This window comes from Stenotrophomonas maltophilia group sp. LNF247, from assembly GCF_054083135.1.
Genome location: NZ_JBSRQL010000001.1, coordinates 1 through 19,919, shown reverse-complemented (window position 1 = coordinate 19,919; position 19,919 = coordinate 1). Strand labels below are relative to the sequence as shown.

The 19,919-nt window shown below is 68.4% G+C and carries 18 protein-coding genes; 7 read left to right on the top strand and 11 right to left on the bottom strand.

Translation table 11 applies throughout. The annotated features are described in order from the left end of the window. Window positions 1-18: 18 nt before the first annotated feature. On the top strand, window positions 19-321 hold the full coding sequence (locus ACTXG9_RS00090) for a hypothetical protein (RefSeq protein ID WP_227853028.1): 303 nt from the start codon (window positions 19-21) through the stop codon (window positions 319-321). An 18-nt stretch (window positions 322-339) separates the two neighbouring features. On the opposite strand, the gene ACTXG9_RS00085 is transcribed toward ACTXG9_RS00090, so the two are convergent. Beyond that, the gene (locus ACTXG9_RS00085) at window positions 340-1,260 is read right to left on the bottom strand and encodes a M14 family metallopeptidase (RefSeq protein WP_456115694.1); all 921 of its coding nucleotides are present in this window, start codon (window positions 1,258-1,260) and stop codon (window positions 340-342) included. A 146-nt stretch (window positions 1,261-1,406) separates the two neighbouring features. Here ACTXG9_RS00085 and ACTXG9_RS00080 point away from each other — a divergent pair, with 146 nt between their 5' ends. From ACTXG9_RS00080 to ACTXG9_RS00065, 4 genes are read left to right on the top strand one after another with little or no spacing between them, the layout of a single operon-like run. Then, window positions 1,407-2,060 carry a DUF3348 family protein gene (locus tag ACTXG9_RS00080; protein ID WP_134732382.1) on the top strand — a complete coding sequence of 218 codons (654 nt, stop codon included), beginning with the start codon at window positions 1,407-1,409 and terminating at the stop codon, window positions 2,058-2,060. 10 nt (window positions 2,061-2,070) lie between these two features. Continuing rightward, window positions 2,071-4,335, top strand: a complete 2,265-nt coding sequence (locus ACTXG9_RS00075; protein WP_456115693.1) for a DUF802 domain-containing protein — start codon at window positions 2,071-2,073, stop codon at window positions 4,333-4,335. Continuing rightward, entirely contained in the window at window positions 4,332-4,970 is a 639-nt protein-coding gene (locus tag ACTXG9_RS00070; protein ID WP_019659917.1) for an OmpA family protein, read from the top strand. Before ACTXG9_RS00075 ends, ACTXG9_RS00070 begins: the two co-directional genes overlap by 4 nt. After that, entirely contained in the window at window positions 4,960-5,328 is a 369-nt protein-coding gene (locus ACTXG9_RS00065; RefSeq protein ID WP_111102400.1) for a DUF2894 domain-containing protein, read from the top strand. The genes ACTXG9_RS00070 and ACTXG9_RS00065 overlap by 11 nt, the downstream gene beginning before the upstream one ends. 480 nt (window positions 5,329-5,808) lie before the next feature. Here the strand turns inward: ACTXG9_RS00065 and ACTXG9_RS00060 are convergent, their stop codons facing one another. From ACTXG9_RS00060 to ACTXG9_RS00015, 10 genes are all read right to left on the bottom strand, one after another. Continuing rightward, window positions 5,809-6,255, bottom strand: coding sequence for an REP-associated tyrosine transposase (locus ACTXG9_RS00060; RefSeq protein WP_111102401.1), 447 nt, complete (start codon window positions 6,253-6,255; stop codon window positions 5,809-5,811). A gap of 169 nt (window positions 6,256-6,424) precedes the next feature. Continuing rightward, complete coding sequence (locus ACTXG9_RS00055; protein WP_206621426.1) at window positions 6,425-7,183, bottom strand: 2,3-dihydro-2,3-dihydroxybenzoate dehydrogenase; 759 nt, start codon at window positions 7,181-7,183, stop codon at window positions 6,425-6,427. Then, window positions 7,174-11,064: an amino acid adenylation domain-containing protein gene (locus ACTXG9_RS00050; RefSeq protein WP_456115692.1), complete on the bottom strand. Its 3,891-nt coding sequence runs from the start codon at window positions 11,062-11,064 to the stop codon at window positions 7,174-7,176. Before ACTXG9_RS00050 ends, ACTXG9_RS00055 begins: the two co-directional genes overlap by 10 nt. Beyond that, window positions 11,061-11,318 (bottom strand): phosphopantetheine-binding protein, encoded by a 258-nt coding sequence (locus tag ACTXG9_RS00045; RefSeq protein WP_019659922.1) that lies wholly within the window; start codon window positions 11,316-11,318, stop codon window positions 11,061-11,063. Before ACTXG9_RS00045 ends, ACTXG9_RS00050 begins: the two co-directional genes overlap by 4 nt. Then, on the bottom strand, window positions 11,318-11,950 hold the full coding sequence (locus tag ACTXG9_RS00040) for an isochorismatase family protein (protein ID WP_206621424.1): 633 nt from the start codon (window positions 11,948-11,950) through the stop codon (window positions 11,318-11,320). Before ACTXG9_RS00040 ends, ACTXG9_RS00045 begins: the two co-directional genes overlap by 1 nt. Next, window positions 11,950-13,602: an AMP-binding protein gene (locus ACTXG9_RS00035; RefSeq protein ID WP_206621423.1), complete on the bottom strand. Its 1,653-nt coding sequence runs from the start codon at window positions 13,600-13,602 to the stop codon at window positions 11,950-11,952. The genes ACTXG9_RS00040 and ACTXG9_RS00035 overlap by 1 nt, the downstream gene beginning before the upstream one ends. Beyond that, window positions 13,599-14,792 (bottom strand): isochorismate synthase, encoded by a 1,194-nt coding sequence (locus ACTXG9_RS00030; protein WP_206621422.1) that lies wholly within the window; start codon window positions 14,790-14,792, stop codon window positions 13,599-13,601. Before ACTXG9_RS00030 ends, ACTXG9_RS00035 begins: the two co-directional genes overlap by 4 nt. Beyond that, window positions 14,789-15,985: an MFS transporter gene (locus ACTXG9_RS00025; RefSeq protein ID WP_021204252.1), complete on the bottom strand. Its 1,197-nt coding sequence runs from the start codon at window positions 15,983-15,985 to the stop codon at window positions 14,789-14,791. The genes ACTXG9_RS00030 and ACTXG9_RS00025 overlap by 4 nt, the downstream gene beginning before the upstream one ends. A gap of 154 nt (window positions 15,986-16,139) precedes the next feature. Next, complete coding sequence (locus ACTXG9_RS00020) at window positions 16,140-16,451, bottom strand: DUF3817 domain-containing protein (RefSeq protein WP_206621436.1); 312 nt, start codon at window positions 16,449-16,451, stop codon at window positions 16,140-16,142. Window positions 16,452-16,596: 145 nt separating this feature from the next. Next, window positions 16,597-17,532 (bottom strand): TIGR03571 family LLM class oxidoreductase, encoded by a 936-nt coding sequence (locus ACTXG9_RS00015; protein ID WP_021204254.1) that lies wholly within the window; start codon window positions 17,530-17,532, stop codon window positions 16,597-16,599. A 66-nt stretch (window positions 17,533-17,598) separates the two neighbouring features. Here ACTXG9_RS00015 and ACTXG9_RS00010 point away from each other — a divergent pair, with 66 nt between their 5' ends. Both ACTXG9_RS00010 and ACTXG9_RS00005 read left to right on the top strand, forming a co-directional pair. Beyond that, window positions 17,599-18,048: a GNAT family N-acetyltransferase gene (locus ACTXG9_RS00010; RefSeq protein ID WP_206621421.1), complete on the top strand. Its 450-nt coding sequence runs from the start codon at window positions 17,599-17,601 to the stop codon at window positions 18,046-18,048. A 119-nt stretch (window positions 18,049-18,167) separates the two neighbouring features. Next, entirely contained in the window at window positions 18,168-19,688 is a 1,521-nt protein-coding gene (locus tag ACTXG9_RS00005; RefSeq protein ID WP_111098082.1) for a thioredoxin family protein, read from the top strand. The last annotated feature ends 231 nt before the right edge of the window (window positions 19,689-19,919 follow it).

Here is a 19,919-nt window from a genome sequence, read left to right as displayed (position 1 = left end):
TGCTAAGGTCCCGGCAGAGTGCTGCTCCTGATCGGCCGCTTGGCGCATTTCCGGCACCGGTCTACTGGCAACAGGGCAAAGGATATGGCCGACAGAAAGTACTGGTTTACAGCGCGCAGTCACGGATGGGGCTGGGGACTGCCCTGCGCGTGGCAGGGCTGGGTGGTCTATGCGATCGCCTTTGCGCTTCTGCTCGGCGGTCCGTTCCTGTTCTCACCCTTTCGCAACCCTGTTGCCTTCCAGATCTACACTTGGACAATCGTAGTCGCGCTTGTGCTGGTCTGCTGGCGCAAGGGCGCGCCCCCCGGCCCGATGTGGTGAGGGCGGCGCTGCCGGATCTTAGTTGGCCAGGGCGAAATCCAGGCCCGCACACACCGCCGCCACCTGGGCGTCGTTGCATTCCTGCGGATTGGTGCGCGGGCTGTCCGGGTAGACCTCGGTGGTGGTGGCAAAGCGCGCATCGGTGAAGCCAGCGCAGGCGCCGATCGAACGGGATTCGCCCCAGACCACGCCCGGCGACTGCAACGGCAGGCCGACCAGATTGCCTTCGGCGTCGGCCGGGGCGATGTGGGTGATGGGCGCCACTGCGGCGATCAGTGCCTTCTGGAACTCGGCCTGCGGATCTTCACTGTTGCCGATCACGTAGAAGCCATCCGGAATGGTGTCGCGCTCGAACGGCTTGCCGTCGCGGGCGCAGCGCGCCGGATCGAACTCGTTCAGGTCGCTGTCGGTGGTCTCGTGCAGGTCCAGGTGCACCAGCAGGTTCGGCTTGCGCTCGGCCACCCAGGCCATCAGGGCGGCGGCTTCCACGATCTGGCCGCCGTCACGGAAGCTGCGGTTGGGGTCGATCGCGTCCGGGTTCCAGCGCTGGATGCGCTCATAGCCCCACGGGCTGACGCAGGGCGCGACGATCAGGTTCATCCGGGCCAGGTAACGCTCGGCCTCCTGTTCCAGGAACTGCAGGGCGCCGTGCACGCCGCTGGTCTCGTAGCCATGCACGCCGCCGGTGATCAGCGCGGTCGGCAGCGCCGGGTTCCAGTCGTGGTTGACCACCGCGAACAGCGGGTAATGGTCCGGTGCATAGTCCAGCTGGCCGTACTGGATCACGTCGAAAACGCTGTCGTCCAGGCGCTCAAGGGCGGCCACCACGTCATCATGGTAGCTGCGCTGGCGCTGCTGGCGGGCCCGCCACTGTGCGCGTTCCGCGTCGCCCCAGGGCTGTCCGGGGGTGCCGATCGGGTAGAACTGCGCAACAGTCATGGGGGTACTCCAAGGATCGAACGGGTGGATGCAGCCGGACATTCTAAGCCTTGTCGCGCCTGCGGGTACCGCCCCCCAGGCCCCGCCTTCATCCAGCCGGGGTCATCTGGTTGTAAAATCAACGGTTTTTGGCCCCTCACCCCTTGATGGCGAACGCAGCGCAGCCGGTCCTGGGTGGACCGGAGTTCCTCCGCCTGCTCGCCCGTCTCAGCGACGGCGCGATGCCGGCCAGCAGTCCCGCCCTGACCGATCGCCTCGGCCAGTGGGTGGACTGGAGCCGTGCCGTGGCCCTGTCCGGGGCGCTCGGAGGACGCCTGCCCGAGCCCGGTGAAGCCGTCGAAGCGGTCGAGGATGTGCTGGCCGACTGCGCCCAGGCGCACGCCAGCCTGCGCGCCTCGATCAGTGAGGACGCCGAGGCCGAGCGCCTGCTGGACCTGGCCGAGGCCGCTGCCGCACCCAACTTCGCCTCGCTGCGCCAGCGCTACCGGGTGTTGCAGCAGGCCATCCAGACCGCCACCGGGCGCCTGCGCGGCCGCCTGCGCGACCAGCTGGTACAGGTCTCGCCGGAGCTGGCGCGGCTGGCCGAGGTCGATGCAGTGATGGAACAGACCCTCACCCCGCGCGAGCACAGCCTGCTGGCCACGGCGCCGGCAGTGCTCGGCGCCCGTTTCGACCGCGTGCACGGCCAGCCCGGCTGGCGCGCGGCCTTCCGCCATGACATGCGCACCCTGCTGCTCGCCGAGCTGCAGCTGCGCTTCCACCCGATCGAAGGGCTGCAAGACGCCCTGCGCTCCCACTGACCGGAACACCATGTCCAGAACTGCTTTCCATGTCGTTGTTTTCCTTGTCGGCCTGCTGGCCGTGTGCTGGATCGGCATTGGCTATGTTTCGGTGCATCCGCTGGGTGCAGCGGTGGCGGCGATCATCGCGGCCTGCTACATCGCCGGTGGCGTGGAGCTGTACCGCTACCGCCAGGCCAGCAACGGCCTGCGCGCCGCACTGAATGACCTGTCCAGCGCGAAGGAAAGCCTCGCCCCATGGCTGGAGCGCGTGCCGGTAGGCCTGCGCAACGCCGTGCGCCTGCGCGTGGAAGGCGAGCGCACCGCCCTGCCCGCACCGGTGCTGACCCCGTACCTGGTCGGCCTGCTGGTGCTGCTGGGCATGCTCGGTACCCTGCTGGGCATGATGGACACGCTGCGTGGCACCGGCCTGGCCCTGCAAAGCGCCACCGACATGGCCGCCATCCGCGGCTCGCTGGCCTCGCCGGTGCAGGGCCTGGCGGTGGCCTTCGGTACCTCGATCGCGGGCGTGGCCAGCTCGGCCATGCTCGGCCTGCTGGCGGCGCTGCTGCGTCGTGACCGCCTGCTGGCCGTGCAGCAGCTGGACCGCGCCATTGCCGGCGACCTGCACCCGTATTCGCAGGCCTGGCAGCGCGCCGAATCGCTGCGCCTGCTGCAGGCACAGTCCGCAGCGCTGCCGGCGCTGGTCGACCGCCTGCAGGCGATGACCAGCACCTTTGAACAGCACAGTGCGGCCGCCAATGAGCGCCTGCTGGCCGGCCAGGCCGAGTTCCTGACCCAGAGCCAGGCCCTGCAGGAACGCCTGGCCCTGTCGCTGCAGCAGTCGCTGCGCGAAGGTGCCGAAGCCAGTGCCGCGGCCATCGGTGGCGCGCTGCAGCCGATGGCTGAAACCACCCTGGCCGGTCTGGCTCACCATGGCGAAGCGTTGCATGCCCGTGTTGAACGGGCCGTGCAACAGCAGCTGGCGGGCCTGAGCGATGGTTTCGAACGCAGCCGGGTCGCCACCGAAGCCAGCTGGGCCAAGGTGGTGAGTGAACAGACCCAGGCGCAGCAGGCGCTGGTGAGTGATCTGCGCCAGCACCTGCAGGCCTTCAGCGATGGCCAGGGCACGCACGCCGAAGCACTCGTCGCGCGTATCGGCGAGCGCCTGCAGGCCGATGCACAGAGCAATGCAGACGCCTTGCGTGCCGCCGCCGAGCAGCAGCAGGCCCTCAACAGCGCGCTTGCCGAGCGCCAGCAGCAGGCGTTGATCGCCGCCAGCGAACATCTGGATGCGCGTGCGCAGGCGCTGCTGCAGGCACTGGAACAGCAGCACAGCGCCAACCAGTCACTGCTGCAGGATCATGAAGCGCAGCGCTCGCAGCAGTGGCAGGCCGCGCAGGCCGCCGCCGCGACTGCGCACGCCGAACTGCAGGCCAACCTGGACAGCCGCGAGCAGCAGCGCCAGGCGCGCTGGGACGCGGTCAGCGCCGAGTTGCAGCAGGCCCACGCCGCCCTGCAGGCGCAACTGCAGGCTGGCGACGAACAGCGCCTGCGGCGCTGGAGCGATGCCCTGCAGCATGTTTCCACCGAGCTGGCCGAGCGCCTGCAGGCCAATGGCGAACGCCTGGCTGCACAGCAGCAACAGGTCTGCGACGCGCTGGCGGCCACCGCACAGCAGATCGGCGAGAACGGTCGCGCGCAGGCCAGTGCCACGCTGGCCGAGGTGTCTACCCTGCTGCAGACCGCCGCGGCCGCGCCAAAGGCTGCCGCCGATGTCATCAACGAGCTGCGCAGCACGCTGTCCGAGAGCCTGGTACGCGACAACGCAATGCTGGAAGAACGCGGCCGCCTGCTGGCCACCGTGCAGACGCTGCTCGATGCGGTCAACCATGCGTCGCACGAACAGCGCACCGCCGTGGACGCGCTGGTTGGCGGTTCGGCCGAGCTGCTGGAGCGCGTTGGCAATCGCTTTACCGACCATATCGCCGCCGAGACCGGGAAGCTGGACGGCATCGCCGCAGCGCTCCACGGCAGCGCCGGTGAAGTGGGCCAGTTGGCCAGCACCTTTGGTGAAGCAGTCGCGCAGTTCGGCAGTGCCGCCACCGCGCTTTCCGGCCGCCTGGAACAGATTGGCGGCGCACTGGACGCCTCGCTGGCCCGCAGCGATGAGCAGCTGGCGTACTACGTGGCACAGGCGCGCGAGGTGGTCGACCTCAGCCTGCTGTCGCAGAAGCAAGTGATGGAAGAACTGCAGCAGCTGGCCACGCGCCGCGGCAAGGCCGGCAGCGCATGAGCGACGAGCTGGAGGTCGATGGCGGCTCGCATGCCCCGATCTGGGCCGCCTTCGGCGACCTGATGTCGGTGCTGCTGGGCGCGTTCGTGCTGATCCTGGTCGGCGTAGTTGCCGTGCAGCTGGAACTGTCGCAGCGGCTGGACCAGGAAGTGAAGCAGCGCCAGGCCGAAGCCAAGCGCCTGCAGACGCTCGAACAGGCACTGGCTGGCCCGCTGGCTGCCGGTCGCGTGACGCTGGTCGACGGCCGCATCGGCATCAGCGGCAGCGTGCTGTTCGCACTGAATTCCGACCAATTGCAGCCGGAAGGCCAGGAGCTGCTGCGCAGCCTGGCGGCACCGCTGGCCGCCTACCTGGGCAGCCGCGAGGAGATCCTGATGGTCAGCGGCTTCACCGACGATGCGCCCGTGCGCGAAGGCAACCGCCGCTTTGCCGACAACTGGGAGCTGTCCGCGCAGCGCTCGCTGACCGTGACCCGCACCCTGATCGCCGATGGCGTACCGGCCGACGCCGTGTTCGCCGCCGCGTTCGGCAGCGAGCAGCCGGTCAGTTCAAATGCCAATGAGGAAGGCCGCGCACGCAACCGTCGCGTGGAGATCGCGCCGATTCCCAAGCCCAAGGGCCCGGATGCCAAGTAAGCCGCCAGCGCTGGAGGGCCTGCGCGCATTGGTGCGTGACCTCGATGCGGGGTCGCGCTCGCTGCCGCACTACCCGCAGGTGCCGATGCTGCAACAGGTGCAGCGCGAATGGTCGGAGCTGCGCAGCGAACTGCAGGTGCGCCGCTCGCTGCGCGCCGAGGCCCCGGCTGACGGCGGCCCGCTGAACTCGGCGGTGCTGGTGCAGCGCATGCTGGACACGATGCAGGCCACCAGCCCCGGCTACCTGCGCCACTTCATCGACTATGTGGACACCTTGTCCTGGCTGCAGGCGCTGCAGGATGGCGCCGCCAGCGGCGGTGAGACCGCAAAGCCGAAACGGACACGCAAGCCGCGCTGACCATTGATTGGTAGTGCCGGCCGCTGGCCGGCAGCTACGCACCTCCGCGCGGGTCATGTCGTTGCTGGCCAGCGGCCGGCACTACCATCGCGGGTGATCTGCGCGCCGAAACGAAATCTGCGCGGCGCTTCGGTTCTGCTGTGGTAGTGCCGGCCGCTGGCCGGCATCACATCCAGGCTGACCACGGCCGAAGCGCGCACGCGGCGCTGAACAACGAATGGCCGTGCCGAACATTGATTGGTAGTGCCGGCCGCTGGCCGGCATCACATCCAGGCCGACCACGCCCAAAGCGCGCGCAAGCGCCGCTGAACAGCGAATGGCCGCGCTGAACACTGAATGGCAGCGCCGGCCGCTGGCCGGCAGCTACGCATCTCCTCGCGGGTTCCTGCGGTTGCCGGCCAGCGGCCGGCACTACCCTTACGGATGCTCTGTGCACCGGAACGGGATCTGCGCTGTGGTAGTGTCGGCCGCTGGCCGGCATCACCCCCAGGCCGACCACGCATACGGATACTCGCCAATCTGCCCAGCAAGACCGGCGCGTACCGGATTCCCCAGGATGTACAGCGCCTGCCGCGCCAGCGACTCTTCGGTCCTCACTGCATGATCGAAGTAGCCGGGCTGCCACACCGTACATCGACGGCCCGCCAGGCGATTCAGGGAAAGGGCGCTTGACGATTTCATCCGGCGCGCGATGTCGGGAAGGTCAGCTGCACGTAGCTCGAACATCCAGTGGACGTGATCCGGCATGACGACCCATGCGTGTGACCGTACGAGCCCGCGCTGTTCGATGTAGTGGAACTGGTCGATTACACATGCTGCTGCAGCTTCGCTTTCAAGGAGCCGGCTGCGCTGGTGTGTCGTGGTTGTCAGAACGTAGACCTGGCCGATGATCGAGTGACGGCCCAGGCGAAGGCGATGGCTGCTCATGCCCCATGGTGGGTCGATCATTGCGCGTTGGCTGTCGGGCCATGGCTCGACAGTGGTTGGGAGATGTCTGAAGGTGAATGAGGTTGCCGGCCAGCGGCCGGCACTACCGGGGCTGTGGGTTGCCGGCCAGCGGCCGGCACTACCACTGCCGGCCCGCGGCCGTCGGACCTCAGCCGCGCAGGGTGGCGCCACCGTCCACGTACAGGTCGCTCATCGCTACGTGCCCGGCCTGCTCGGAGAGCAGGAACATCACCGACTGCGCGATGTCTTCCGGCGTAGCGAGTTTGCGCAGTGGAATGCCGGCCTTGTAGGTCTCAAGGCTGCCGACGATCACCCGTTCGGCGCCGTGCTCGTCCTGCCACATGCCGGTCTGCATCGGGGTCAGCGTGGACCCCGGGGCGACGATGTTGCAGCGGATGCCCAACGGCGCCAGCTCCAGCCCGAGGCAGCGGGTGAACATCGTGGCGGCGGCCTTGGACGCGGCATACGCCGCCATGCCGTGCCGCGGCACGCCAGCCGCATTCGAGCTGACGGTAACGATTGCGCCCTGCCGGCGCGGTGACATCACCCGCGCCAGCGCACGACCGACATGGAACACGCCATCGGCATTGACCGCGAATACACGGCGCCAGTCGTCGTCGCCCGTCTCGGTGACACCGCCCACATGTAGTACGCCGGCCACGCTGGCGGCCAACATGATCGGTCCGATGCTGGACTCGACCTGGTCCACCAGGGCGTCCACCGCGGCGCTGTCGGTTACATCGAGTGCAAACGACGTCACCCGGGTATCTGACACGCGCGGCGCGTCGCGATCGGTCGCCACCACGGTGCAACCGGCCACGGCCAGAAACCGTACCAGTGCCTTGCCGATGCCGCCGGCAGCACCGGTCACCAACGCCACGCGGCCTTCAAAACCGGTCAACTGCATGTTGCAATCTCCTGCTGCTCGTCCCATTGGCGCAACCGCGCCGACAACCACGGCGCCAGCTGCGCCACCGCATCGCGGCCGGTCAGTTCTGCATGCAGAAACGGCAGTTCCAACGACTGCACCCTGCGCGCGTGTGCCCGCCACAACGCCGACTGCAACTGTGGCCGCGCCTGGTGATCCCGGCCCGCACGCACATGCACCAGCGTGCCATCGAACGGCCGGTGGATATGTTCACGGATCAGTCGATTGGTGCCGGTCACTGCGCGCACCACGCCATCGAGCACCACATCCGGCAAGCTGCCGAGTGCACTGCCACCACGTCGCAGGAACGCGAGAATGCGTTCCCGGCTGTCCAGTTCCGGATGCGCATCCGGGTCATGACCGGCAATCGCCAGCAGTGCCCGCAATGCAGCGATGGCATCGGGTTCCGGCTCGGCCCGCCAGCACTCGCTGGGATAGGCGTCCAGCAGCACCAGCTCTCCGACGTCGCGGCCGATCTCATGCAGCCGCACCGCCATCGCCTGGGCCAGGATGCCGCCCACCGACCAGCCCAGCAGATGCACCGGCCCCTTCGGCTGTAGTGCGACCACGCGCTGTACGTAATCGTTGGCCATCGCCTCGATGCTGCTCGGCAGTGGCAGCCGTGCGTCCAGTGCCGGCGACTGCAGGCCATACACCGGGCGGGCTGGTTGCAGTGCCCGGGCCAGGGTGCGGTAGTTCCAGGCGATGCCACCGGCCGGGTGCAGCACGAACAGCGGCGTGGACCCGGCCGCTTCGGTCGCGGCCAGCGCGATTACCGGCCCCAGTGCGTGATCGGCCAGCGCGGGCGGCTCGGCAATGCGAACTGCCAGCGCGGCCACGGTGGGCTGGGCAAACAAGGCACCCAGACCCAGATCACAGCGCCAGCGCTGCTCGATGGCCAGCAGCAGGTGCACCGCCGACAGCGAGTCACCGCCGAGACTGAAGAAGTCCGCATCCACCACCACCGGCGCCTCACGCCCAAGCGCCTGTGCGAACAGCAACGCCAGCTCCTCTTCCAACGGCGTGCGCGGCGCCAAGCCGGCAACTTCAAGTTGCGGTGGCTTCGGCAATGCGTTGCGGTCGAGCTTGCCGTTGGCGGTCACCGGCCAGTAGTCCACGCCGACAAACGCCGAAGGCACCATGTAATCCGGCACGCGCGTGGCCAGGTGGCTGCGCAGCATGACGGGGTCGGCAAGCGCGCTTGGCACATAGGCCACCAGCCGGGCATCGCCGGGCGCGTCCTGGCGCAGCAGTACTTCCACGCGCTCCATGCCAGGCAGCTCGCGCAGTGCCGCCTCGATCTCGCCCAGCTCGATGCGCAGGCCGCGCAGTTTCACCTGATGGTCGCTGCGGCCCAGGTACTCGACCGCGCCATCGGCGCGCCAGCGCGCCACGTCGCCGGTGCGATAGATGCGTTCGCCAGGCAGGAACGGATCGGCGAGGAAGCGCTCGGCGGTCAGGTCCTCGCGACCGAGATAGCCGCGCGCCAGCTGCACACCGCCCAGATAAAGGTCACCGGCCACACCGACCGGCACCGGCTGCATCCGCGCGTCCAGCACGTAAAGTCGGGTATTCCAGACCGGGAAGCCGATCGGCACCGGCCGCGATCGATCCTGCGCCGGCGCCGGCCAGTAGCTGACGTCCACCGCGGCTTCGGTCGGGCCATACAGGTTGTGCAGCTCGGCGTGCATGCGCGCGTGGAAGCGGTCGCGCAACGCGGCGTCCAGCGCCTCGCCACTGGTGAATACCCGTCGCAGCTGCAGGCCTTCGGAGGCCGGTGCAGCGAGGAAGGCATCGAGCATCGACGGCACGAAATGCGCCGTGGTGATGCCATGGCCACGGATCAAGCGGGCCAGTTCAGTGGGGTCGCGATGCGCATCGGGCCCGGCAATCACCAGCGTTGCTCCGCACAGCAACGGCAGGAAGAACTCCCAGACCGACACATCGAAGGTTGCCGGGGTCTTCTGCAGCACGCGGTCATCGGCGCGAATGCCGTAGTGCTCGCGCATCCACAGCAGGCGGTTGACGATGGCACGATGTTCGATGACCACGCCCTTCGGCTCGCCGGTCGAACCGGAGGTGTAGATCACATAGGCCGCATCGCTGGGCGCCGGATCGGCCCACGGTGCGGCAAAACTCAGCGCAGTCCACTGCTCCGGCGCGAGCACGGGTACGCCGACCATGCGCGCCGAAACCTCGGACGCAGCCATTACGCACACCGGCTGTGCCGAGGCGAGAATACGCGCCAGGCGCTCGTCCGGATGAGCAAGGTCCAACGGCAGGTAGGCGGCTCCGGCACGCAGCACCGCCAGCAGCGCGATCACCAGCTCCAGCGAGCGCGGCAATGCCACCGCCACCACGCTGCCCGGGCCGACATCCATCGCCCGCAGCTGTGCCGCCAGCGCGAAACTGCGCGCTTCCAGCGTTACGTAGTCCAGCGTAGTGTCGCCGAACACCAGCGCTGGAGTGTGCGGATCCCGATCCATGCCCTGCTGCAGCAATTCAACCAGTGTGGTCTCAGGAAGCGCGTGCGCAGTGGCATTGAAACCGTGCAGCACCTGCTGCACCTCGTCGGTCGTCGCCAGAGGTACGGCTGCGATATCGTCAGCCTGCAGTGCCGACGACACGAAATGCAGCAACCGTGCCGCGTGTGCCTCGACATCCTCGCGACTGTACAGCGCGGGATTGGCCTCGATCTCCAGATCCAGCAGACGCTGGCCATCGCCACGGAAGCCCAGCGTCAGGTCATCCACCGGCCCGGTGCAGAGCACCTCCAGCGTCGCCTGCACGCCCGTCAGCGCCAGCGGCTTGTAGAACGGCTGCACATTCACCATGGGACCGTGCAGGCGCTGCTGCGCGCCCACCAGGCCCAGATCCCGGCGCAGTTGCTCGCCTCGGTAACGGCCGTGCTTGCGCCCTTGGCTGAGCTGCCGGCCCAGGCTGCGGGTAAAGGATTCGACGCTGCCCTCGCCGGCGGCCACGCGCAGCGGCAACACATTCATCACCATCGCCGGTACCCGTGCCGACGCGTTGCCGAGCCGGCCCATGTAGGGCACGCCCAGCACCACTTCATCGGCCGCGCTCATCCGCCGCAGGTACTCGGCCGACAACGCGGCCAGCACGTCTGGCCAGGGCTGCAACCAACGTACCGATGCCTGCAGCAACTGCTCACGGAATGCCGCATCGAGCGGCTGCACCCAGCGCAGCGCGTCGTCACTGGCCGCGAGCGTACCGGCCAGGCCCATGCCCGCCGGTGCACCCTGCATGTGCTCGCGCCACCATTGCCCGGCCTGCGTGCGGCGCGGGTCGGCACGATAAGCAGCATCGTCGGCCAGCACCCCCGCCAGCCCCGGCAGAGGCTCACCCGTACGACCGGCATACAACGCGCACACGCGATCAGTGAACAGCGCCATGCCGTAACCATCGGCCGCCAGGTGATGCACGCGCAGGTACCAGACCCAACGCTGCCCGCCCAGTTCAAGCAGCACCTGCTGGCTGATCCGGTCCCGGGTGGGATCGACCGGGCTCAGCCGGTCGGCGTGCATCAGGTTGCGTGCCGCAGCGGCGGGATCCGCCTCGGTAGAAACATCGCGCACCGAAAGCAACGGCACGTGTGCCGTGTCATGCCACTGCAGCGGCTGGCCATCGGCACCTTCGGCAAAGCGCAATGCGAAGGCCTCGGCCTCGCAGGCAGCCTGGTCTGCGGCTGCGACGAACGCGGCCACGTCCAGCGGGCCGTCGATCCATACCGCGTGCGCGGTATTGAATGACGGATTGTCCGGTGCCAGCCGCTGTGCGAACCACAGCCCGGCCTGGGCCTCGGTCAACGCCACCGGCGTGGCCAGCGCTGCGGCGTTCATGCGTTCTGCGCGGCCTGCAGTTGCTGCACCACACCCCACCACTGGCGCAGCGTGGTGTGCTCGGCCAACTGCGAGAACTCGAGCGGAAGGCCGGTGTTGCCCCAGGCCAGGACCAGGCCGAGCATGCGCATTGAATCCAGGTCCAGGTCGATCAGGTTGTCGTCGTCACCGATCTCGGCCGGCGTGCACTCCAGCACGCGCGCTACGTCGGCGCGCATCCGCTCCAGATCCAGCGCCTCACCCATGGCAGCCATCACAGCACCTCCAGCAGCTGATCGGTGGTCATCGGCACACCACAGGTGCGCGCGATCCAGTGCAGCGCCTGATCGTGATCGGCACGCGAGAAGTCCGCCACCGCATCGGCGGCGATGAAGGCCTCGATGTCACGCTGGAAGGCCTCGACCACGGTCGCGGTGCAGCCGATATGGGCGTACACGCCCGTCACCAGCAGCTGGTCACGGCCGCGCACCCGCATCAGCGTTTCAAGGTTGCTGCGCTGGAACGCGCTGTAGCGGTGCTTCACCAGCACGTGCTCCCCTGGCTGCGGTGCCAGTGCTTCGATGATGGGTTCGTGATCGGCGCTGCGGCGCATGCCCGGCCCCCACAGGTCAGCCTGAAGGCCACGGTCACGGCGGTCCTGGTCGCCATGCTGAGCGGTGTAGAACACCGGAATGCCGTGCGCGCGGCAATGCGCCAGCAGCCGTGCGATGTTGTACACGGCCGGCCGTAGCGGTGCATTGCCGGCGTCGAAGGCGGCCAGGAAGTAACGCTGCATGTCGTGCACCAACAGCGCGACACGATCGCGCTGCGGGCGCCACGGGCCACGCGCCTGCGGCAGTTCGGCGGCAGTCGGCAAGGGATAATCGGTGATACGGGGCAGCGCCATCAGCGCGTTCCTCCTGTCTGTTGCAGATGACGCGCACGCAATTGCGCGCGCAGTTCGCGGCGGCTGATCTTGCCGACCGCAGTGGTATCGAAACTGTCGACGAACACGACCTGGTCGGGCACCTTGAACGCCGCCAGGCCGCGCCCGCGCATCCAGGCCTTCAGTGCCGGGGCCTTGAACGGCTCGCCCTGCGCGATCACGAAGGCACAGCTGCGCTCGCCCAGATACTCATCGGGAATGGAGACCACGGCGGCGTCAAACACGCCGGGGTGCGCCAGCAGATGATCTTCGATCTCTTCGGCGGAGATCTTCTCGCCAGCGCGGTTGATGTGGTCACCCGCACGGCCCTGCACCACCAGGTAGCCTCCGGGCAGCTGCTGCACACGGTCGCCGGTACGATAGAAGCCGTCGTCGGTGAACGAGCGCGCATTGGCCACCGCATCGTTGTGGTAGCCACGGATGGTGTACGGGCCACGGGTGAGCAGGTGCCCCACCTCGCCTTCGGCCACCGGCTGGTCATGGTCATCGACCACGCGCACCTCGTCATCCGGGCTGATCGGTCGCCCCTGGCAGGCCACGATCAGTTCTTCCGGGTCATCCAGCCGTGTGTAGTTGACCAGGCCTTCGGCCATGCCGAACACCTGCTGCAGCGTGCAGCCAAGGCCATCGATCACCCGTCGTGCGGCTTCCGGCACCAGTTTGGCGCCGCCTACCTGCAATACCTGCAGGCTGGTCAGGTCATGCTTGCTGGTGGCGGCGGCCTGTGCCCACAGCAACGCCAGCGGCGGCACCAGCCCGCAGCAGGTCACCTGCTCGCGAGCGATCAGCGGGAAGGCCGCATCCGGTCCGGGGCCGGGGCTGAGCACCACGCGGGCGCCGGCGTACAACGCGCCGAAGAAACCGGGCGAGCTCATCGGGAAATTGTGCGCGGCCGGCAGCGCGACCAGATAGACGCTGTCGCGGTCGATGCCGCAGATTTGATTGCTGGCACGGAACGAATAGATGTAGTCGTCGTGCGTGCGTGGAATCAGCTTGGACAGCCCAGTGCTGCCTCCGGAAATCTGCAGGAACGCCACCGACTGCGGGTCCGGATCGGACGGCAGCTGGCTGCGATCGCCCTGCAGTGCCTCCAGCGCGATGAACTCCGCCGCATCGCCGTCGATCACCACATGGCGAACCGCCGGCACTTCGGCCTGCAGCGCCCTTGCCAACCCGCGATGATCGAAGCCATCGTGCAGTGCGCTGGTGATGTAGGCACTGGCTTCGGCCTTGTTGGCGAAGTGCACCAGCTCGGTGATGCGGTGCGCCGGCAACGCATACACCGGCACCAGCCCGGCACGGAACAGGCCGCAGACCGTGGCGATGAAGCCTGCCGTGTTGCCCAGCTGCACCAGCACCCGCCCCCCTGGCTGCAGGCCCAGCGCCAACAGGCCGGCGCCGATCCGCCCGGCCTCGTGCCACAGCTGTGCATAGCTCAGGCGGACGTCGCCGGCGACCACCGCGATGTCATCGGCATAGCGTTCTGCACGCTCGCGCAGGAAACCCGGGAAGGTCTCGCCACGCCAGTGACCGGCTTCGCGATAGCGCGCCACCAGCGTGTCGGGCCACACCTGCTGCAGCGGCAGGCGGGAAGCGTCAGTGGAGGTACTCATGCGGCAGGCTCGATGGCGGGCGCGGATTCATGGACACCCAGCGCGTTCAACAGGGCAGCGAACTTCGCTGCGGTTTCGGCCACCTCGGCCTCGGGGTGTGACTCGGCGACGATGCCGGCACCGGCATACAGGCGCAGCTGCGTGCCCTGCAGGCGCGCGCAGCGGATCGCCACGTACCAGTCGCCGTCACCCTGCGCGTCCAACCAACCCACGGCGCCGGCATAGAAGCCACGCGGCACCGGTTCCAGCTCGCGGATGCGCTGCAGCGCCGCCAACCGCGGCGTACCGCAGACCGCCGGCGTAGGGTGCAGCTGCGCCAGCAGTTCGGCGGCTGACGTCTGCGGATCCTTCAGCGTGGCGTGGATGCGGGTGCCGAGGTGCCACATGCTGGCGGTGGCATGCAGCACCGGGCGCGGCTGTGCATCGATGTGGCTGCAGTACGGTGCCAGGCCTTCGACGATGGCTTCGACCACGTGGCGGTGCTCGTCGTGGTCCTTGGTCGAGGCCAGCAGCGCCTGCGCCGCATGCTCGTCCTCGGCGGCATCGGCACTGCGCCGCGCGGAACCGGCCAGCGGATGCGACAACAGTTCGGCGCCTCGCTTGCGCAGCAGCAGTTCCGGCGTCGCGCCCACCAGCCAGGCCGGCGCCTGGCCCAGCTCCACCGGAAGCGGCACCGCGTAGGTCGCCACCGACGGATCCGCGCCCAGGCGTGCCAGCAGCACGTCCGGAGAAAGCGCCTCGCGGGTGCGTGCCAGCAGGCTGCGCGCCAGCACCACCTTGTGCAGGTTCTGCTCGGGCGCACGCAAGGCCTGCACTGCCGCAGCGACTGCAGCGGCATAGTCCTGCGGCACAGGTTCGGCCCGCAGGGCGCCGTCCAGCGGCGGTGCGGCCTGCGGCTGCAGTGCCAGCGCCGGCAGCAGGCGCTCGGGCTGGTACAGCGCATCGTCGGCACGCGGCTCGAACGGCACCGCGCCAACCAGCAGGCCCGGGCCGCCACGCTGCTGGGCAAAGAACGCCGAAACGCGTTCTGCCAACGTCGCCAGTGCACCGGCTGGCAACGTGGCGCGGCAACCGCGGGCGTGCACGTGCTGGCCGGCATGCTGCAGCAGGAACAGCGACGCGTCGTCGGTGCTCTGCTGTGGTGCTGGCGCAGCCTCCGGCCACGCGCCCTGCATCAGGGAATCGTTCATGGGGTCTCCTTCATCCGATGCGCTGCAGCCAGCGCGCACAGCAACAGCAGCAGCGCGCCCACCAGCAGGTAAGGCAGGCTTGGCCCGCCGCGATACAACAGCGTGCCGAGCATCGGCCCGGCCACCATGCCCAGCCCTTGCGCGGCCGCCACGGTGCCTGCGGCGGCGCCCTGCTCGTGCGCCTCTACCGCATCGGCGGCCAGCGCCTGGAACGAGGGGAATACGAAGCCCATGCCGAACGCAGCCAGCGCATACGCCGCAGGCAATTGCCAGGCCTGCTGCACGCCCGCCACCGAAGTGAAGCCGATGCCGGAAATGAGAGCGCCGAGGACGATCCAGCGACGTGGATGCACCTCCAGCTTCATCACCAGCGCCTGCGCCAGGATCAGGCCGACGCCAACGGCGGTGAGTGCAATGCCGGCCATGCGCGCGCCGGTCGCCGCATCCAGACCCAGGCGATCAATTGCGAAGAAGCCGACCGTGACCTGCGCGATGGTCACCGAGACCATGGCGATGAACGCTGCCAGCTGCGGCAGGCACAGGCGCGCGTCGAGGCGGCTCATCGGCGTGCGGCGCTGTGCGGACGCGCCCACCACGGGCGGTGTAGCCGGCAGGCGCCAGGCCAGCAATGCCAGTGCCAGCAACGGAAGCAGCGCGGCCACGTACAGCGCCAGCGACAGGTTCGTATAGGCCAGCCAGCCCGCGGCGGCCGGGCCGAGCACCATGCCCAGCGCGTTGGCACTGCCCAGGCGGGCGAGGAATTTTGCACGCTGTCCGGTGGGTGCCCTGTCGGCGATCAGCGCCGCTGCGGTAGGAGGCACAGCCGCGTAGAACAGGCCGATCAGGCCACGCGCACCGACCAGCACCAGCACTGACACCAGCACCGGCGGCACTGCCTGCAGGGCGACATCGATGAACACCGCCAGCGCGATATAGACCACGGTGTAGGCGCTCATCGCCAGCATCAGCACGCGTTTGCGGCCGATGCGGTCGCTGAGCTGGCCCCAGGGGCGCGCGGCCAGCATCCACAACACGCCCGCGGCGGTGACCGACAGTCCGGCATGCCACTCGGACAGCCCGAGCATGCGGACCACCGGACCGATCACAGCGACGAAGGACATCATCGCCATGGTGCCGATCAGGGCAGCCAACACCAGCGCCGGCAAGCCGGGAACGACGGGACGTGCGTGCATGAAACACCAGCCGTAACAGGAAAGGATTGGCCGGGCGCGTCTGCACGCCCCGCCCGGCACCCGCCCCACTCAGGACCGGATGCCACCCTCAAATGATAACGGCTCGTATTTGCATTTGATACCCATTCTCTTGAATGAGCATGCAACAGTGGGTTCAGCGCATTGCACGCAGGCCCAGCAGGCCACGGCGCTTGAACCACCACTCCAGCGGCAGCGTCACCAACGGCGGGATGGCCGCCAGCAGGGCCAAGGCACTGGCCCACCACGGCCAGCGCAGGCGCACCGCCGCAAACAGCGTGACCGCCACGTACACCAGGAAGGCCACGCCGTGCAGGGGCCCGAACAGCTTCACCAGCGCCACGTTGGTCATGGGGCCATACTTCATCCACATGCCGATGAGCAGGCCGGTCCAGGTTACGGCCTCGATGAAAGCGACCGCTGCGAACAGGCGTCCGGTCGGGTGCATGGGGGAACGTTGGGTCACAAGGGACTCCGGCATCGGGATATCAAATGCAAATGATACGCAGATGCACGCCGCGGCAGGTAGCGCCGGGCCATGCCCGGCGGGCGCACCGTCATCAGCAACACGGCGTGTCCACCAAGGTGGACACCTACCGAAGCACATCCGGCAGCACCTGCTCTCCAATTTCGCGCAGCACCGCGTCCATCGGCCTCCCGTTGTCGACCAGGTTGAACATCACGTGCCCCACGCCCTGCGCATGCACGCGCAGCAGGTAGTCACGCAAGCCGTCGCGGCCGACCTTCAGGCCCAGTGGCAGCGGCTCGGGCGGTGCGTGCGGATCGGCCTGCAGATCCAGCAGCATCGACTGCACGAACGGCTTGCCTGGCCCAGCGCCTTGCGCCTGCGCCTGTTGCCACAGGCCGATGCGCCCTTCCTGCGCGGCCTCTTCGCGGTGATAGGTGGCCCAGCCTTCGGCTTCGCGTGCGATCCACTGCAGGCTCTGCCGCGCAGTGCCCACCACCAGCATCGGAATGCGCGTGGCCGGGGCCGGCAGTACGTCGAAGCCACCGGTGGCTTGCACTACCGCGACCCTTTCTTCAGCCTCCGGTGACAACGCCGCGCGCAACAAGGTCCAGCGCTCACGGAACGTCGCCGCCCTGCCCTCCAGGTATTCGCCGAATGCCGCGAACTCTTCCGGCCGATCGCCAGACCCGAGGCCCAGCACGAAGCGGCCGTCGCTGATCCGGTCCAGGCTCAAGGCCGACTTCGCCACCTGCAGCGGATGGCGCAATGGCAGCACGATGGCCGCGCTGCCGACCACGATGCGCTCGGTCGCCGCAGCCAGCATGCCCAGCCACAGGAACGGGTCGTCCAACGCGCTCGTTGTCGCGTCCGGACCCTGCGGCACCATCAGCGGCACGTCGCGCGTCCACAACGCGGCAAAGCCCAGGTCATCGGCCAGTCGCGCGATACGTCGCGCCTCACGCGGATCGGCCAGCCCATGCGCCGCAACGGGCGTCATCAGGCCCAGGCTCAGTCCCTGTTGCGGAAACAACGAATCGTAGGCGAGATTGAATTCACTCATGGGACCAGCTTAGCGTGCAGGCAACCGGCGACGATGACACGCCACACGCCACAGGAAAAACGCTGCATGCCGAGGATCCGCCCCGCCCACATCGATGACCTGCCCGCGATGAGCGCGGTATGCCTGGCCGCATTCACTGCGGCCGTCGCGCCCTCGCTCAGCGCGGCCGGCATTGCTACGTTCGGCGGTGTCGCCGCCGCCGATGCGTTCGCTGCACGCCTGCAGGGTGACAACCACATCCTGGTGGCGGAGCAGGATGGCCGCATCGTCGGCGTGGTAGAGCTGAAGGAAGGCCGCCACCTGGCGATGCTGTTCGTCGATCCCAGCTACCAGGGCCAAGGCATCGGCCATGCTTTGTTCGACGCGGTGCTCCCGCAGGTGCGCGAGCCGGTGCTGACCGTGCGCGCCTCACTCAATGCAGTGCCAACCTACCTGCGCTATGGCTTCGTGCTGGACGGCGACGTCGGCGAGTTCAATGGGCTGGTGTATCAGCAGATGGTGCGGGCAGCGGCCTGAAGGCATCCGCCGGCCAATACCCGGCGTGCGTCATGCCCTGCGGCACGCCCGTCATGAGCAAACTGAATCAGCAGGCTCCCCGGCCGTTCCTACAATGGCCTGTCACCCTGCCCTTCGAGATGCTGCCGATGCGCGTCGCGCTTTCTATGTTGCTGCTGGCTTCGGCGTTGAGCGCCTGCACCCCGGCCCCGGTTTCCATCGCCAACTCCGCCGAGGTGCCCGCGCCGGCCAAGGCAATCGCCTGGCGCCAGGGCGATGTCGATGATGCCTTCGCCGAGGCCGCCGACAGCGGCAAGCCGGTGCTGCTGTACTGGGGCGCCGTCTGGTGCCCACCGTGCAACCAGCTCAAGGCGGGCCTGTTCAAGGACCCGGCCTTCATCGCGCTGACCAGCAAATTCGTTCCCGTCTACCTGGATGGCGACGAGGAAGGTGCGCAAGCCTGGGGTGAGCGCTTCGGCGTACGCGGCTATCCGACCCTGATCGTGCTGGACCCAAAGCGCAACGAAATCACCCGCGTGGCCGGCGGCAATGATGCCACCGAACTGACCCGGGCACTGACCGTCGCCGCAGGCCGCCGCAGTGCTGTTGCCGCCACCTTGGCCACCGCGTTGGCAACGCCGGACCGACTGGCCGCAGAAGACTGGCAGGTGCTGGGCGACTACGGCTGGGAAGTGGACGCCAACCGCCTGGCCGGCGAGCGCAGCAGCGAGGATGTGCTGCGCCAGTTGTCCAAGGCCGCACCCGACGCTGCCCTGCAGCGCCGCTTCGCCCTGCTGGCCTTGGCAACGGCCGAAAAGCCCGATGCCTCGCCCACCGAAGTACGCGAGCTGCTGCAGGCCGTGCTGGCGCAGCCCGCCGAAGTCCGCCGCAACCGTGAGTTGCTGGGCTATGCAGGCGTGCAGCTGGTCAAGCAGGCCAGTGCCGGGCCGGCCACCAGCAACACGCTGGGACAGCAGCTGCTGGTGGCATTGGAGCGGGCAGACGCCGAGCGCGGCGACCGCGCCGACGACGCATTGTCGCGTGCGTTGACCGAAGTGTCGCTGGCCCGCCAGCAGCAGCCGAAGGGCGCATTGCCCGCGGCCCTGGTTGATCGGGTCAAGCAGCGCGTGGCTGCTGCCGACGCTGCCGCCACCGATGCGCATGCGCGCCAGGCCACGATCAGCAGCGCGGTCTACGCACTACGCCAGGTCGGCGACGACGCAGGCGCCGAGTCGCTGTTGCTGGCGGAACTGAAGCGCAGCGAACAGCCGTACTACTACATGCCCGAGCTGGCCGAACTGGCCGAGCAGCGCGGCGACACCGCCGGTGCGCTGGAGTGGTTGAAGCGTGCCTACGACGGTGCGCAGGGCCCGGCCACCCGCGTGCAGTGGGGCGTGCTGTATGTGGAAGGCCTGCTGAAGCTGGCACCGGACGATGCACCACGCATCGAGCAGGCGACCGCCTCGCTGATCGCCGAGCTGGAGGCACAGCCGTCGGGCTACCACCAGCGCACCCGCCAACGCTTCGAGCGCTTGGCCGGGCAGTTGAAGGCGTGGAGCGGCAAGCACCAGGGCGCGGAGACGCTGGCGCGGTTGCAGCAGCGGATGCAGCAGGCGTGCGGGGAGCAGGTGGATGGCGCCTGCAAGGATTGGTTGAGTTGAGTTGATGAAAACGCCGGCGGCTGGTTCGCCTGCCGGCGCCTTTGTTGATACCGGTTGTGGCGGGGGAAGGGGCTGGCCGGGACACGCCGTAATCCCATCCTTGGGGGCTCGATGGCGCCATCCATGGCGCCAACGGTCCCGGCCAGCCCCTCCCCCCCGCCACCGGACCGTTTCCTGCGAGCGCGGGCAGCACTTCAGCGCGCCGGTGAGGTTCGAAAAGCGGGTTCTGGT